The sequence below is a fragment of the Achromobacter sp. E1 genome, assembly GCF_037039475.1.
Classification (GTDB): domain Bacteria; phylum Pseudomonadota; class Gammaproteobacteria; order Burkholderiales; family Burkholderiaceae_B; genus Achromobacter; species Achromobacter mucicolens.
In genome coordinates, this window is record NZ_CP146253.1 from 1,042,048 (window position 1) to 1,057,272 (window position 15,225).

Below are 15,225 nucleotides of genomic sequence, written 5' to 3' on the forward strand. Positions count from 1 at the left end.
AGAAAAGTCCACGAGGGGCGGCAGGCGAAGCGCCATTCTAGGGCAGTCGCGTGTCTGGGGCACGTCCGATCGCGAAAAGCCCGAAACATCCGGCCAACATCGTGCAACGGGTATATTTCAGATGATTTCCTGCCCCTTGCAGGCGAGCGCGCCGCGCCGCACTATCACGCCCATGGACAATTCCCACACCAAGCTGCTGGTCGTCGACGATGATCCGGCGCTGCGCCAGCTGCTGGCCGACTACCTGAACCGGCATGGCTACGACACGCTGCTGGCCCCGGACGCGACCGACCTCTCCTCGCGCATCACCCGTTACGCGCCCGATCTGCTGGTGCTGGACCGCATGCTGCCGGGCGGCGACGGCGCCGATGCCTGCCGCCGCCTGCGCGAGCAGGGCGAGGACATCCCCGTCATCCTGCTGACCGCGCGCGACGAAGCCGTGGACCGCATCATCGGCCTGGAGGCCGGCGCCGACGATTACGTCGGCAAGCCCTTCGACCCCCGCGAACTGCTGGCCCGCATCGAGGCCGTGCTGCGCCGCAAGCGCGGCCCGTCCGCGCTCACCAAGGACGCGCCGGTCGCTTTCGGCCCGTTTGTCTTTGACCCCTCCACGCGACAGCTGTCCCGCGAGGGCACCGTGGTCAAGCTGACCGGCGGCGAAATCAACCTGCTTGAAGCCCTGGTGCGCAATGCGGGCAAGCCGCTGTCGCGCGAACGCCTGCTGGCGCTGGCCCGCGACGACGACGCCGGCGAGCGCAACGACCGCGCCATCGACATCGCGATCCTGCGCCTGCGCCGCGTGATCGAGGACGATCCCAAGCAGCCGCGCTGGATCCAGACCGTCTGGGGCATCGGTTACCGGTTCTCTCCCTGATGCGCTTTTCCCCCGGCATTCTCGTGCCCCGCTCGCTGCGGGCGCGGCTGATCCTGCTGATCCTCGGATCGGTCCTGCTGACGCAGGCCGCCACGCTGGTGACGGTGTCGTACTTCCGGCACAAGTTCATGGAAGACGTGGCCATCGGCTATATCGTCACCACCATCCGCACGCTGCGCGCCGCCGTGTCCCAGGTGCCGGCCGAAGACCGCGCCGACTTCGTGCGCGCCGCATCGCAGAACCAGTGGCGGTTGTGGTCGCGCGTGTTGCCCGCCGAAGCCAAGCTGCAGCGCTTCAATGGCCGCCGTCCGCCGCCGCGTGCCGCGCCGCGCCCGCCGCCTCCCGCACCCCCGCCCGCCCAGGATTCGCAATTGCACGGTCCGCCTCCGCCGCCGCCGCCGGAGGTGCACGGCGACGAACGCGAAACCGATGCGGCGCAGGCAGACGCTGGCAGCGATGCCCAGCGCGAGGGCGACCGTGCCCGCGAGGAGCACGCGCGCCGCCACAAGTCCGAGCCCGAGCCCGACGATATTCGCCGCGACCTGCGCGTGCTGGTCCAGCAGCTCAACGAACGCCTGAACGACGGCACGCGCGTGGCGCTGTCGCGCGGCCCCACGCCGGAAATCTTCATTTCGCTGGCGCCCAACCCGGCCACCGAAGACGCGCCGCGGCTGCGCGAGTGGCTGGTCATTCCGCTGGACCGGCTGGATCCGCCCGTCGCCACGCCCTTCATCGCCGCCTGGCTGGGCGGGCTGGGATTGCTGCTGCTGCTGGCCGTGGGTTTTTCGTGGCACATCACGCGCCCGATCACGCGGCTGGCCGACGCCGCGGACCAGCTTGCCGCGGGCCAGCCCCAGCGCGTGGAACCCTCGGGTCCGCACGAAACCCGCGTGCTGGGCGAACGCTTCAATGCCATGCTGGACGCTTTGTCCGAGTCCGATTCCGTGCGGCGCACGCTGCTTTCCGGGCTGCCGCACGACCTGAAAGGGCCGCTGTCGCGCATGTGGCTGCGCGTCGAGATGGCCGACGATTCGACGCTGAAGGAAGGGCTGCGCACCGACCTGCGCGACATGCAGCACATGGTGGACCAGTTCATCGGTTTCGTGCGCGGCACCGATCCGGCGGCCTACCGCTATGCGCCCATCGTGCTGTCCGAATGGCTGACCGAGCGCGTGGGCGCCTGGCAGGGCGCCGGCACCGCGATCGGCCTGAACACCGATGCCCAGGCCAGCGGCGCCGTGGTGCAGGCCGACGCCGTGGCGTTGGGGCGCCTGCTGGACAACCTGATCGGCAACGCGCTGAATCACGGCGCGCCGCCGGTGGACGTCGCGCTACGGCGCGAGGAAGGCTACGCGGTGCTGGACGTGGCCGATCACGGGCCGGGCATCGTGCCGGAACGCCGCCAGGAGGCCTTGCGGCCTTTCAGCCGGCTTGACGACGCGCGTACCCGCACCGGCAGCGTGGGCCTGGGCCTGGCGCTGGCCGAGGCCATTGCGCGGGCGCATGGCGGATCGCTCGAATTGCGGGAAGCTCCGTCGGGCGGGTTGTGCGTGCGCGTGCGGCTGCCGCTTTCCCAGGCCGCCTGACCGACCTGGCCCCGGGGACGGCCCCGGGGCAGCCCGCGCTACGGTACGATTCATCCTGCTTCGTCCTTTGCCCGTACCCCGCACCATGGCCATCCAGTCCGATTCGCTTTCCTCCCGTCCCGACGCCCCCCGCATCGTGACGCCGCAGCCGGTGTCGCCCAACGAGGAGTCGATCGAACGCGCGTTGCGGCCCAAGGCGCTGGAAGAATATGTCGGGCAGCAACGCGCCCGCGAACAGCTCGAAATCTTCATTGCCGCGGCCAGAAAGCGGGGCGAGGCGCTGGACCACGTGCTGCTGTTCGGCCCCCCGGGCCTGGGCAAGACGACGCTGGCGCACATCATTGCGCACGAAATGGGCGTGCAATTGCGTCAGACGTCCGGCCCCGTTCTCGAACGCCCGGGCGACCTGGCCGCGCTGCTGACCAACCTGGAAAAGAACGACGTCCTCTTCATCGACGAGATCCACCGCCTGTCGCCCGTGGTCGAGGAAATCCTTTACCCCGCGCTCGAAGACTTCCAGATCGACATCCTGATCGGCGAGGGGCCGGCCGCGCGCAGCGTGAAGCTGGACCTGCAGCCCTTCACGCTGGTGGGCGCCACGACCCGCGCGGGCATGCTGACCAATCCGCTGCGCGACCGCTTCGGCATCGTGTCGCGGCTCGAGTTCTACAACGCCGCGGATCTCGGCCGCATCGTGACGCGCAGCGCGGGCCTGCTCAATGCCGTCATCACGCCGGACGGCGCGGCCGAGGTGGCGCGCCGCGCCCGCGGCACGCCGCGTATCGCCAACCGCCTGCTGCGCCGGGTGCGCGACTACGCCGAGGTGAAGGCGGGCGGCACCATCGACGCCGACGTGGCGGGCCGCGCGCTCGCGATGCTGGAAGTCGATCCGCAGGGCCTGGACCTGATGGACCGCAAGCTGCTCGAAGCCATCGTCCACAAGTTCGATGGCGGTCCGGTCGGCGTGGACAGCCTGGCCGCGGCCATCGGCGAAGAGCGCGATACGATCGAGGACGTCATCGAGCCGTACCTCATCCAGCACGGTTATCTGCAACGCACGCCGCGCGGCCGCACGGCCACGCTGACCACGTGGCGCCACCTGGGTCTCGCGCCGCCCGCAGGCACCACGGGCGGCAGCGGCGACCTCTTCGGCAAATAGGCGGCCCGCGCGCCGTCATGCCTTCGGGCGGCGCGCAAATCGGGTCGGCGGGTTTATGATCCGAGGGTTTCGTTTCCCCCCCTCGCGATCTAAGGACCTCATTCCATGCAGCCCGAATTGCCCTCCTATGATGATGTCGTGCGCGCCAGCGAGCGCCTGGCTGGCAACGCACACCGCACGCCCGTCCTGACCTCGGCCACCGCCGACGCCATCGCCGGCGCGTCGCTGTTCTTCAAGTGCGAGAACTTCCAGCGCATGGGCGCCTTCAAGTTCCGGGGCGGCTACAACGCGATCGCGCGCCTTACGCCCGAGCAACGGGCCGCAGGCGTCGTGACCTTCTCGTCGGGCAATCACGCGCAGGCCATCGCGCTGGCCTCCCGGCTGCAAGGGGTCCAGGCCACCATCATCATGCCGCTGGACGCGCCCGCGGCCAAACGCGCGGCCACAGAAGGCTACGGCGGCAAGATCGTCACGTACGACCGCTACACCGAAGACCGCGAGACCATCGCCCGCCGCATCCAGGCCGAAACCGGCGCCACGCTGATCCCGCCGTACGACCACGAGGACGTCATCGCGGGGCAGGGCACGGCCGCCAAGGAATTGTTCGAGGAAGTCGGCGAGCTCGATTACCTTTTCGTGTGCCTGGGCGGCGGCGGCCTGCTGTCGGGCTCGGCCCTGTCCGCCTTCGCGCTCAGCCCGCGCTGCCTGGTCTACGGCGTGGAGCCCGAAGCCGGCAATGACGGGCAGCAGTCCTTGCGCAAGGGTGAAATCGTCCGAATCCCCGCGCCCAAGACGCTGGCGGACGGCGCCGCCACCACGCATCTGGGCAATCTCACCTTCCCCCTCATCCAGAAGTACGTGCGCGACATCGTCACGGTGACGGATGAACAGCTCGTGACGACCATGAAGTTCTTTGCCGAACGCATGAAGATGGTCGTGGAACCCACGGGCTGCCTGGCGGCGGCGGCCGTCATGCAGAACGTGGTGCCGGTGCGCGGGGCCCGGGTAGGCGTCATCATCAGCGGCGGCAACGTCGATCTTCCGGCCTACGCAAAGCTGCTGGCGGGCTGACGCGCATCAAGCGGCGCGCGCGGCGCCCCGCTCGCGCGCGCTTGCGCATGCCGACCTTGCAGGGCAGAATCGAACCTCGATCCTGACGAACCGGAGGCTACGCCATGCGTATCCTTGTCATTGGCGGCACGGGCTTCATCGGCCGCCACTTGGTAGCACGGCTTTGCGCGGACCCGCATCAGATCGTCGTGCCCACGCGGCTTCTTGCCCGCGGACGCGACCTGCAATTACTTCCCACCGTCACGCTGCTTCAGGCTGACATCCACGACGATGCCGCGCTCGATGGCATGGTGCAAGGGTGCGATGCCGTCGTGAATCTGGTGGGCATCCTGCACGGCAACGTGGGCCGGCCGTATGGGTCCGATTTCGCGCGCGCTCACGTGCATCTGCCGCAGCGCATTGCGCAGGCCTGTGTGCGCCATGGCGTGCGGCGCCTGCTTCACGTCAGCGCGCTGGGCGCCGACTCCAGCGGCGACAGCATGTACCAGCGTTCCAAGGGCGACGGCGAGGCCGCCATCAAAGCGGCCTACCAAGGCCGGCCCGACATCTGCTGGACCATCTTCCGCCCCTCGGTGCTTTTCGGACCCGACGACAACTTCACCAATATGTTCGCGTCGCTGGCGCGTTGGCTGCCGGTGCTGCCGCTGGCGGGCGCCAATGCGCGCATGCAGCCCATCTATGTGGGCGATGTGGTGACCGCCATGGTCAACGCGCTGGCCGACACCCACACCTGCGGCAAGACCTACGAACTGGGCGGACCGCAGGTCTACACGCTGGGCGAGATCGCGCGCCTGTGCGCCGCCTGGAGCGGGCATCCGCGCCCCGTCATCAGCATGCCGATGGGGGTGGGGCGCATGCAGGCCCGGCTATTCGAATGCATGCCGGGCACGCCGTTGATGTCGCGGGATAACCTGGACTCCCTGCGCCGCGACAACGTCTGCGGCGGGCCCATCGCCCCCGAGTTGCACGTGGTGCCCACGGGCCTTGAGGCCGTGGCGCCGCGCTACCTGCAGCACGGCAAGGCGGCGGCCTAGCGCCAGTTAGCGCACCAGCGCCTTCAGCGCCTGTTTGATGCCGTCGGACACGCCCACGCCTTCGGGCAGCGTCTTCAGCGCCGACAGCGATTCTTTTTCCGAGTAACCCAGCGCCAGCAAGGCATTCAGGATGTCGGACTGGTTGTCGTGCGTGACGTGCGCCGTTGCGCCGATGTCCGCGCCCAGCTTGCCGCGCATCTCCAGCAGCAGCCGTTCCGCGGTTTTCTTGCCGATGCCGGGCACGCGGGTCAGGCGGCCCGATTCCTGCAGTGTGATGGCTTGCGCCAGGTCCGCGACCGACAGGCCGGACAGCACGGACAGCGCCGTGCGCGCGCCGATGCCGCTGACCTTGATGAGCTCACGGAACGCGCTGCGCTCGCCGGCCGAGGCAAATCCATACAGGATGTGCGCGTCTTCACGCACGGTCAGGTGCGTGTAGAGCGTGACGCGCGCGCCCGTCTCGGGCAGCGAATACAGCGTGCTCATGGGCACGTCGATGTCATACCCGATTCCGCCCACATCCACGCAGATCGTGGGGGGCAGTTTTTCGATCAGGGTTCCGGTGATTCTTCCGATCATGGTGAGAGACCTGCAATGGTGGCGGCCGCGGAACGCGCGGCGAATGCGGGGATTCTATACGGGAGGGCGCTCAGCCGATCAACCGGCCATTGCGGATGCGGGTCTTGCCACCCATGCGCAGCGCGCTGCCCAGGCGTTCCAGCTTGTCCTGCAGCGGTCCCACGTGCGCGTGGCAGATCGCGCAGGCCAGCGCGTCGGCCGAGTCGGGGGCCGGCATGCCATCCAGCGCCAGCAGGTGCTGCACCATCATCTGCACCTGCTCTTTCGCGGCGCGGCCGGTGCCGACCACGGCCTTCTTGATCTGCAGCGCGGTGTACTCGTGCACGTCCAGCGAACTGTCGGCCAGCGCGCAAAGCGCCGCGCCGCGGGCCTGGCCCAGCAGCAGGGTGGACGCGGGATTGGTGTTCAGAAAGACGATTTCCAGCGCGGCCACGTCGGGTTGCGTGTCGCGGGCCACCTGGCGCAGGTTGTCCAGGATGACCTTCAGGCGTTCGGACAGCGTCAGCGCCGGCGGGACCACGATGGTCCCGCTGGCCACGTAACGCAGCCGCGAGCCTTCGGCATCGATCACACCGAAGCCGGTGCGGCGCAGGCCGGGATCGATGCCGAGGACGCGCATCAGTGGCGGAAGTGGCGGGTGCCGGTCAGCACCATGGCGATGCCGTGCTCGTCGGCGGCGGCGATGACTTCGTCGTCGCGCACGCTGCCGCCGGGCTGGATCACGCAGGTCGCGCCCGCCGCCACCACCACGTCCAGGCCGTCACGGAACGGGAAGAACGCGTCGGATGCCACGGCCGAGCCCTTCAGGGTCAGGCCGGCGTTTTCCGCCTTGATGGACGCGATGCGCGCCGAGTCGATGCGGCTCATCTGGCCTGCGCCCACGCCCAGGGTCATGCCGCCGCCCACGAACACGATGGCGTTGGACTTGACGTACTTGGCAACCTTCCAGGCGAACGACAGGTCGTTCATTTCCTGCTCGGTGGGTTGGCGCTTGGTGACGACCTTCAGGGCGTCGCGCGGCACGTTGTAGGCGTCCGGCGTCTGCACCAGCCAGCCGCCGCCCACGCGCTTGATGTCGAAGGCGTTCTGGCCGGTGCCCATCGGCACTTCCAGCACGCGCACGTTCTTCTTGGCGGCCAGGATGGCCAGCGCGGCGCCGTCGTAGGCGGGGGCGAGCAGCACTTCCAGGAACTGCGCGCTCACGGCCTCGGCCGTCGCGGCGTCGACCGGACGGTTGAAGGCGATGATGCCGCCGAAGGCCGACGTCGGGTCGGTCTTGAAGGCTTGCTGGTACGCGCCCAGCGTGTCGGCTGCAACGGCCACGCCGCAGGGGTTGGCATGTTTGACGATGACGCAGGCGGGCGCTTCGAAGCTGCGCGCGCATTCCCACGCCGCGTCGGCGTCGGCGATGTTGTTGTAGGACAGTTCCTTGCCCTGCAGCTGGCGGTAGTTGCCCAGCAGGCCCGCCGGACGCTGCGCGTCCACGTAGAAGGCGGCGCTTTGATGGGGGTTCTCGCCGTAGCGCAGCGCCTGCTCCTGCTTGACCTGAAGGGTCAGCGTGCCGGGCCATTCGTTACGGGCGGGCACGGCGTCCTGCTCGGGCTCGGCCGCGGTCAGGCTGGTCAGGTAGGCGGCGATGGCGCCGTCGTAGGCGGCCGTGTGGGCGTAGACCTTGGCGGCCAGCGCGAGGCGCAGGCCGTAGGAGGTGGCGCCGCCCTTGTCCATTTCGGCCAGGACGCGCGAATAGTCGACCGGGTCGATCACGACCGTGACGCCGCCGGCTTCGGTGCCGTGGTTCTTGGCGGCGGCGCGCAGCATCGCGGGCCCGCCGATGTCGATGTTCTCGACGGCGTCGGCAAACGTGCAATCGGGCTTGGCCACGGTTTCACGGAACGGATACAGGTTGACCACCAGCATGTCGATGCGATCGATGCCAGCCGCCTTGATGGTGTCCATGTGCTCGGCGCTGTCGCGGCGGGCCAGCAGGCCGCCGTGGATCTTGGGGTGCAGCGTCTTCACGCGGCCGTCCAGGATCTCGGGCGAACCGGTGTGAGCGGCCACTTCGGTGACGGTCAGGCCGGATTCGGCGAGCAGCTTGGCGGTGCCGCCGGTCGAGAGCAGGCGCACGCCACGCGCGGCCAGGGCGCGGGCAAATTCAACGATGCCGGTCTTGTCGGACACCGAAAGCAGGGCGGTTTCGATTTTCATGATGGGACGGAGTGGGGCGGGAGCGCCTTTCTCGTTCTGGTCGGATGGGAAATCTGGAAGCGGCGGCGGCGCGACGCGTGCGCCGCCCGCGCGAGGGAAATCTATACCTGGATATTGTGCGCCAGCAACTTCTTGCGCAGGGTGTTGCGGGTGATGCCCAGCATCTCGGACGCCCGGGACTGGTTGCCGCCCGACCGCTCCAGCGCTACTTCAAGCACCGGGCGCTCCACGCAGCGCATGACCATGTCCCACATATCGTGGGGCTCGGACTCGCCCAAGTCTTCGAAATAGCGCTCCAGGCTGGCGCGCACGCATTCTTCCAGGACATCTTTCTTGCTCATTTGAGTACAGATATTTTTATGTTGGTGTTGAGGCGGTCATGCCGCCAGCAGGGCTTCTGCGGCCGGCGCCGGGGTACAGCTGCCGTCGCTTGAGAGGGTGTCGAACCAGTCCGCCACCGCCCGCCATTGGTCGCGGGTGTTGTCGATCAGGTTCATGCGGGCGCAAAACGAATCCGCGCCCGGCAGGCCGTCCACATACCAGCCTATGTGCTTGCGCGCGGTACGTACGCCGGTGTGCTCGCCATAGAAACGGTAGTGGTCGTCGAGATGTTCGAGCAGCAGCTCGCGCATTTCCCCGTAAGAGGGAGGGGCCAGTGTTTCGCCCGTGCGCAGGTAGTGGTCGATTTCGCGGAAGATCCACGGGCGGCCCTGGGCCGCCCGGCCAATCATGACCGCATCGGCGCCAGTGTAATCCAGGACGTGCCTGGCCTTGGCGGGCGAGTCGATATCTCCGTTCGCGATCACGGGGATGCCGATTTCAGCCTTGACGGCGCGGATGGTGTCATATTCCGCCTCGCCCGTATAGAGGTCGGCCCGCGTGCGCCCGTGCAGGGTGAGGGCGGCGATGCCCGCGTTTTCGGCCAGCTTGGCCACGCGCAGCGCATTGCGGCTGCTGCGGTCCCAGCCGGTCCGGGTCTTCAGGGTGACGGGCACGCCAAGCGGCGCGCAGGCGGCCACCACGGCGTCCAGGATGCGGACGATCAGGTCTTCGTGGCGCAACAGCGCCGACCCGGATGCCACATTGCACACTTTCTTGACCGGACAGCCCATGTTGATGTCGATGATCCGGGCGCCCTTGTTGGCGTTGAACGCCGCGGCCTCGGCCATCATGGCCGGATCCGCCCCCGCAATCTGCACGGAAATGGGGGCGATCTCGCCGTCGTGGTTCAGGCGGCGCGATGTCTTGACGCTGTCCCACAGTTTGGGGTTGCTGGCGGCCATCTCGGACACCGCGTAACCCGCCCCCAGCTTCTTGCAAAGCTGGCGGAAAGGACGGTCCGTCACGCCCGCCATGGGCGCGACAAGAACGTTGTTGGGAAGGGTCCACTGGCCTATGCGCATGCTCACATTTTAACCGGCTCGATCGAACCCTCATTTTTGGAGGGGCGATGGCCGGGGATTTACGCCCGGAACCCTTGCAGCAGGTGCTGGGCGAGCGGGGCGCGCAACGGGGAGGCCAGATCCATCCCCAGCAGGGCGGCGCCGCAGGCGTGCTCCACGGGCGCCAGCCCCGTGGCGAAGATGCGCGGCATGAAATCGGTCAGTCCGGCCGTGATGAAGCGATCCAGATGGCGCGCGCTGGCGAACTCGGCCAGGGCCGGTCCGGGATTGGCGCCGGGACGGGCCAGCCAGCCGGTCAGCGTCTGGGCAAGGCGCGCCGCATCGCGCAGGCCGAGGTTCAATCCCTGGCCCGCCACCGGGTGCAGGGTCTGCGCGGCGTTGCCGATGGCCGCGACCCGGCCGTGCACCTGGGCGCGCCGGGCGGACAGCGCCAGCGGAAAGACATGGCGCGGCGCATGGCTGGTCAGGCGGCCCAAGCGGTCGCCAAAAGCCTGCGTCAGCGCATGCGAGAAAGCGACGTTGTCCAGGGCCGCGAGTTCGGCCGCGCGGTCCGGCGCGCTGCACCAGACGACGGAGTAGGCATCCGGGGTCTGCGGGTGCGGCAGCAGCGCCAGCGGACCTTCGGAGGTGAAGCGCTCCCAGGCCCAGCCGCGCCGCGGCAGGGTGGCGTGGGCGGTGGTCAGCACGGCGTGCTGGTCGTAATCGCGCCGCACATCCGTGGCGCCGGCGCCGTCGGACTGCACGGCGACGCCGCAGAGGATTTCCGTGTCGCCCTGCTGGATGCGCACGCCATCGGCGTCCTGCATGCCGATCTGCGCCGGGGGGCCGGCCAGCACGGAGACGCCGCAAGCGGCCACGCATTCGTCCAGCTTGGCGTACAGGCCGGAATAGGCCACCACGCTGCCCAGCTGGGGCACGCCAAAATCGGTGTTCTGGATGAGCGTCCGGCCCAGCCGGCCGCGCTGCGACACGTGGATGTTGCGAATGTCGGCCGAGCGTTCGGGCCAGGCATGCAGCGACTCCAGCAGCACCCGGCTGCCGTGGTTCATGGCCAGCACGCGCGGATCCGCGGCGGGCACGGCCGCGGCCGGGGTGACGGGCGCCGGTGCGCTGCCCGCGAGCAGGGCGATGCGCGCCGGGTCCGGCGCCACGCGCGCCAGCATCAGGGCCAATACGCGGCCCACGGGGCCGGCGCCAAGAATCGCAATGTCGAAGGCGGAGGAAGTCATGCCCGGATTTTAACCGTCCACTACAATCGCGGCAGCCGCCGCCGCTTGGCGCCTACGCCCCTTTTCCGGTTGATTGACATGACGCAGGCTCAGGCTTCCTCTTCGCTTTCCGCCGTCTCCGCGCGCCGCCCCCGCAGCAAGGTCGCGGTGGGACTCCTGGCCTGCCTGTTCGGCGCGTTTGGCGCGCACTGGTGGTATCTGGGCCGGCGCCACGCCTGGCTGGTGACCGTGTTCGCCGCCGTGTGCCTGTTCTGCGCCGTGCGCTTTTACCCGGTCTGGTACGACAACCCCGCATTCTTCTTGTTGTTCATTCCCATGATCGACGGGTTCATCGAAAGCGCGGTCTACTCCCTGATGCCGGACGAGAAGTTCGACCGGATCTGCAATCCGGGCCTGGGCAAGGTGTCTTCGACTGGCTGGGGGCCGGTGCTGGTCGCCATTCTGGCGTGCCTGGTCGGCGCCATCGCCACCATGTTCGCCATCGCGATGGTGGTGGTCTATGTCTGGGTGGCCATGGGCTGGCTGGACGGCTACGTGCTGTAGGCCGCCCGCCGCATCATTCGCGCATCAGCGCTTCGATCTCGCTGGCCTGCACCGGCACGCCCCGGGTGATCAGTTCGCATCCTTCGTCCGTGACCAGCGCATCGTCTTCCGTGCGGATGCCGATGTTCCAGTAGGCCTCGGGCACGTCGTCGGCGGGGCGCACGTAGATGCCCGGCTCGATGGTCAGCATCATCCCGGTTTGCAGCGTGCGCCACGGCCGATCGGTGCCGGGCGCGCCGGGCTGGCGGTAGTCGCCGACATCATGCACGTCCAGGCCCAGCCAGTGCCCGGTGCGGTGCATGTAGAAGCGGCTGTAGTCGCCTGATTCCAGCACGCCGTCCAGCGATCCCTTCAGCAGTTTCAGATCCAGCATGCCCTGCGCCAGGACGCGCAGGGCGGCCTCGTGCGCATCGTTGAAGCTGCGGCCGGGCGCGGTGGCCTGGGCGGCCGCGTCCTGCGCCGCGACGGTCAGGTCATAAAGCGCGCGCTGCGGGCCGCTGTAGCGGCCGTTCGCCGGAAAGGTGCGGGTGATGTCGCTGGCGTAGCTGTCCACTTCGCAGCCCGCATCGACCAGCACCAGATCGCCGTCGCGCAGTACCGCCTCGCCAGCCGGATAGTGCAGAACACAGGCGTTGGCCCCGGCCGCGACGATGCTGTTGTACGCCACGGACTGCGCGCCGTGGCGGCGGAATTCATAAAGCAGCTCGGCCTCGATCTCGTACTCGCGCATGCCGGGCCGCGCCACGCGCATGGCGCGCGCGTGCGCGCCGGCCGAAATCTTGGCCGCGCGCCGCATGGCGGCGATTTCCGAGGCGTCCTTGATGAGCCGCATGTCGGCCAGCAGCGGCCGCACGTCCTGTTGCCGGCTGGGCGGCAGGCGCCCGCCCCGGCTTTTCTCGCGCGCCGCCGCCAGCCAGCGGTGCAAGCGCCCGTCCGTGCGCTTGTCCCCCGCCAACGGGGCGTACAGGGTGGGATGGTCCAGCATCAGCGCGGGCACCAGTTCGTCCAGCGCGTCGATGGGATGGGCGTCGTCGAAACCGAAATGGGCGGCCGCGGCCTCGGGGCCAAAGCGCTTGCCCTCCCACAATTCATGCTCCACGTGACGCGGCCGGCAGAACAGCACGGCGCGGTCTGTCGCGCCAGCCACCAGCACCACCCAGGCGTCGGGTTCGGTAAAGCCCGTCAGGTAGAAGAAATCGCTGTCGTGCCGGTAAGGAAATTCCGCATCGCGGTTGCGGATGGCTTCCGTCGCGGTTGCCAGGATGGCGATGCCGCCGCCTTCCGCGCGCATGCGATCCATCAGGCGCTGGCGCCGCGCGGCGAAAGGGGAGAGGTCGTCGGGAGGCAGGCTCATGTCGGGCGGGCCGGGCGCGCAGCCCCGGCAAGGGCGGAAGATGGGGCTACTTTACCTGCCATCCCGCGAATGCAACACCCCGTGGCGTATCCGCGTTGGCCGTACGGTGATGACTGGACAACGTGCCGGCCGCTGCTACAATCGCCGCTCTGTCATTGGGGAGTAGCCATCCTTTGTCCCCAAAGGAGTCAGCGTCAACAGACTTGGTGGTTCAGTGCTGCGGAGCAGCCGCTAGAACCCCATGGCGCTGACGGCACCCACGTCCGGCTTGCAGCCGCGTGGATCAGCCAGGCGAGACCTTTGGCCGCGTAGCGTTCACCCTTGGCCGGGCGAGCCGCTGCGTCGCGCCAATGGTATCCGCTCGTCCGGCCGCATTCCCATGTTGCTCACCCTTTTTCTGTTCTTCCTGTCCGCGGCAGTGATCTACGTCGCGTGCGAGTTCTTCGTCAATGGCGTCGAATGGGTCGGTCACCGCTTCCAGCTGGGCGCGACCGCCACCGGCACCGTGCTCGCCGCCTTCGGCACCGCGCTGCCGGAAAGCGCCGTCACCTTCATGGCCGTGGTTTTCGGCGATACCCCTGAACAAAAGGATATCGGCGTCGGCGCCGCGATGGGCGGTCCCCTGGTGCTTGCCACGCTGGCCTATGCGGTCGTCGGCCTGGCCCTGTGGCGCGCCCGCCGCAGCAAGCCCACGCAGGCGAACTGTATCAACGCGGACCAGCGCCGGCTGGCCCGCGACCAGGCCTGGTTCATGGGCATCTTCATCTTCAAGGTGGGCCTGGGCCTGCTGGCCTTTGCCTGGAAGCCCTGGCTGGGCTTCGTGTTCCTGGTCACCTATGCGCTCTACATCAAACGTGAGCTCAGCAACGACGAGGCATCCCTGGACAGCGATGACCTCGAACCCCTGAAACTGCGGCCGCGCGACGAGGACCCCTCCATGTTCTGGGCCGTCACGCAGACGGTCATGGCGCTGGTCGTGATCGCCGGCGCCTCGCACGTGTTCGTGAACCAGATCGAACTGCTGGGCATCGCCATGGGCGCCTCGCCCCACGTGGCCGCGCTGCTGCTGGCCCCGGTGGCCACCGAGCTGCCGGAGATCATGAATGCGCTGATCTGGGTGCGCCAGGGCAAGGAACGCCTGGCGCTGGCCAACATTTCGGGCGCCATGATGATCCAGGCGACGATCCCCAGCGCGCTTGGCATCTTCATGACGCCGTGGCTGCTGGATGCGCCGCTGCTGGCGGCGGGCTGTTTCACGATGCTGTCCATTGGGCTGCTGTGGCTGCGTTTCCGCCGGTCGGCCATGAGCGTGCCGGCGCTGTCGGCGGTGGGCGGGCTGTACGCGATTTTCGCGGGCTACCTGGGCTGGCACTTCTACGGGTAACGGCGGGCAGGCCGGGCAGGCGTGCGCGCCTGTCCGGCTTTGGCGCTTTTCTGCGTCAAAAATGCACCCAACCCTTGTCCATCAGTACAAACCCGCGTAAAATTTCACTGTTTTCCATCCCAGGAGCAGTCTTCGTGAATACCGATTCCGGCGAAAGTTGTCGATCTTGCATCGACGTCGCTGTCTGACAGGATCCACGCAGAACTCCGTCTGCCGCATCCTGTCATTCAGCAGGTTGCGGTGTATCCCAGGCGCCAGGCTTCAGCCCGGCCAGTAGCGCAGGCTCTCGGCCTGCCGGGACTCTCCCCAACGTAAACCGCCAGAACCGCCGCTAGTCGCAGCGCCAGCGTTCGTGCACGTTCGTCGTGTCCGCCGCCAGGGCGCTGTCCGGCTGCGCACGTGTTCGCGATCACGCTCCGCCTTCTTGTCATGGAGGTCGTTATGCGTTTCTTCGACTTGTTCCTGCGCCGTGCCGGCGTGGACCGCGCCACCGCCCTGGGCCGCCGCCGCGGCACTTCCCGGCTGACGGTGATCTGTCCGCGCGGCGAGCTCGGCGCACTGCGCAAGCAGATCTGCCTGGACTTCGGCGCCGCTGGCCTGGACGTCGCCCAAGTGCAGGTTGACCAAGGCCAGGATCCCGATCTCGCGTCGGCTTGCATCACGATCAATTGCCCGCCCGAACTGCGGGCTGAATTGATGACGCAAGCGCGCCGTTTGAGCGCCAATCCCGCTGTGCGCCACGTGCATTTCGGCGCGCAGGCCGCGATGGCCTGAACCCCCCAAACATTTCCTTCCCCCGGA

At 68.3% G+C, this 15,225-nt stretch carries 15 protein-coding genes and 1 riboswitch; of the genes, 8 read left to right on the top strand and 7 right to left on the bottom strand.

The features are described 5' to 3' along the window. Positions 1-172 precede the first annotated feature (172 nt). The 5 genes from V6V88_RS04735 to V6V88_RS04755 all read left to right on the top strand — a co-directional run bounded on the left by V6V88_RS04735 (position 173) and on the right by V6V88_RS04755 (position 5,724). Positions 173-874: a response regulator gene (locus V6V88_RS04735; RefSeq protein WP_056321163.1), complete on the top strand. Its 702-nt coding sequence runs from the start codon at positions 173-175 to the stop codon at positions 872-874. After that, on the top strand, positions 874-2,460 hold the full coding sequence (locus tag V6V88_RS04740) for an ATP-binding protein (protein ID WP_062840348.1): 1,587 nt from the start codon (positions 874-876) through the stop codon (positions 2,458-2,460). Before V6V88_RS04735 ends, V6V88_RS04740 begins: the two co-directional genes overlap by 1 nt. A gap of 85 nt (positions 2,461-2,545) precedes the next feature. Further along, the gene (gene ruvB / locus V6V88_RS04745; protein ID WP_056321167.1) at positions 2,546-3,619 is read left to right on the top strand and encodes a Holliday junction branch migration DNA helicase RuvB; all 1,074 of its coding nucleotides are present in this window, start codon (positions 2,546-2,548) and stop codon (positions 3,617-3,619) included. A gap of 105 nt (positions 3,620-3,724) precedes the next feature. Then, a complete protein-coding gene (locus tag V6V88_RS04750; protein ID WP_223574390.1) occupies positions 3,725-4,690 on the top strand; it encodes a threo-3-hydroxy-L-aspartate ammonia-lyase in 966 nt (321 codons plus the stop codon). A gap of 104 nt (positions 4,691-4,794) precedes the next feature. Beyond that, positions 4,795-5,724 carry a complex I NDUFA9 subunit family protein gene (locus V6V88_RS04755; protein ID WP_226848289.1) on the top strand — a complete coding sequence of 310 codons (930 nt, stop codon included), beginning with the start codon at positions 4,795-4,797 and terminating at the stop codon, positions 5,722-5,724. Positions 5,725-5,730: 6 nt separating this feature from the next. On the opposite strand, the gene ruvA is transcribed toward V6V88_RS04755, so the two are convergent. The 6 genes from ruvA to V6V88_RS04785 form a co-directional block, all read right to left on the bottom strand. Next, positions 5,731-6,303: a Holliday junction branch migration protein RuvA gene (ruvA, locus tag V6V88_RS04760; RefSeq protein ID WP_056321177.1), complete on the bottom strand. Its 573-nt coding sequence runs from the start codon at positions 6,301-6,303 to the stop codon at positions 5,731-5,733. 70 nt (positions 6,304-6,373) lie between these two features. Further along, positions 6,374-6,922 (bottom strand): crossover junction endodeoxyribonuclease RuvC, encoded by a 549-nt coding sequence (gene ruvC, locus V6V88_RS04765; RefSeq protein ID WP_056321180.1) that lies wholly within the window; start codon positions 6,920-6,922, stop codon positions 6,374-6,376. Next, positions 6,922-8,511, bottom strand: a complete 1,590-nt coding sequence (gene purH / locus V6V88_RS04770) for a bifunctional phosphoribosylaminoimidazolecarboxamide formyltransferase/IMP cyclohydrolase (protein WP_056321182.1) — start codon at positions 8,509-8,511, stop codon at positions 6,922-6,924. The genes ruvC and purH overlap by 1 nt, the downstream gene beginning before the upstream one ends. Before the next feature lie 101 nt (positions 8,512-8,612). Then, positions 8,613-8,852, bottom strand: coding sequence for a helix-turn-helix domain-containing protein (locus V6V88_RS04775; protein WP_006217670.1), 240 nt, complete (start codon positions 8,850-8,852; stop codon positions 8,613-8,615). A gap of 36 nt (positions 8,853-8,888) precedes the next feature. After that, positions 8,889-9,914, bottom strand: a complete 1,026-nt coding sequence (gene dusB / locus V6V88_RS04780) for a tRNA dihydrouridine synthase DusB (protein ID WP_056321185.1) — start codon at positions 9,912-9,914, stop codon at positions 8,889-8,891. Positions 9,915-9,973: 59 nt separating this feature from the next. Further along, positions 9,974-11,143 carry a UbiH/UbiF/VisC/COQ6 family ubiquinone biosynthesis hydroxylase gene (locus V6V88_RS04785; RefSeq protein ID WP_062840351.1) on the bottom strand — a complete coding sequence of 390 codons (1,170 nt, stop codon included), beginning with the start codon at positions 11,141-11,143 and terminating at the stop codon, positions 9,974-9,976. A gap of 78 nt (positions 11,144-11,221) precedes the next feature. On the opposite strand from V6V88_RS04785, the gene V6V88_RS04790 reads away from it, so the two are divergent. After that, positions 11,222-11,686, top strand: a complete 465-nt coding sequence (locus tag V6V88_RS04790) for an NINE protein (RefSeq protein ID WP_063953101.1) — start codon at positions 11,222-11,224, stop codon at positions 11,684-11,686. A gap of 13 nt (positions 11,687-11,699) precedes the next feature. Here the strand turns inward: V6V88_RS04790 and V6V88_RS04795 are convergent, their stop codons facing one another. Next, positions 11,700-13,040, bottom strand: coding sequence for an aminopeptidase P N-terminal domain-containing protein (locus V6V88_RS04795; protein WP_223574396.1), 1,341 nt, complete (start codon positions 13,038-13,040; stop codon positions 11,700-11,702). Positions 13,041-13,185: 145 nt separating this feature from the next. After that, positions 13,186-13,376: riboswitch (yybP-ykoY riboswitch) on the top strand. 43 nt (positions 13,377-13,419) lie between these two features. Between V6V88_RS04795 and V6V88_RS04800 the strand changes: the two genes are divergently transcribed. Together V6V88_RS04800 and V6V88_RS04805 are read left to right on the top strand one after the other, a co-directional pair. Next, positions 13,420-14,424 carry a sodium:calcium antiporter gene (locus V6V88_RS04800; RefSeq protein WP_338618154.1) on the top strand — a complete coding sequence of 335 codons (1,005 nt, stop codon included), beginning with the start codon at positions 13,420-13,422 and terminating at the stop codon, positions 14,422-14,424. Positions 14,425-14,865: 441 nt separating this feature from the next. Then, positions 14,866-15,198: a hypothetical protein gene (locus V6V88_RS04805; RefSeq protein WP_223574398.1), complete on the top strand. Its 333-nt coding sequence runs from the start codon at positions 14,866-14,868 to the stop codon at positions 15,196-15,198. Positions 15,199-15,225 lie beyond the last annotated feature (27 nt).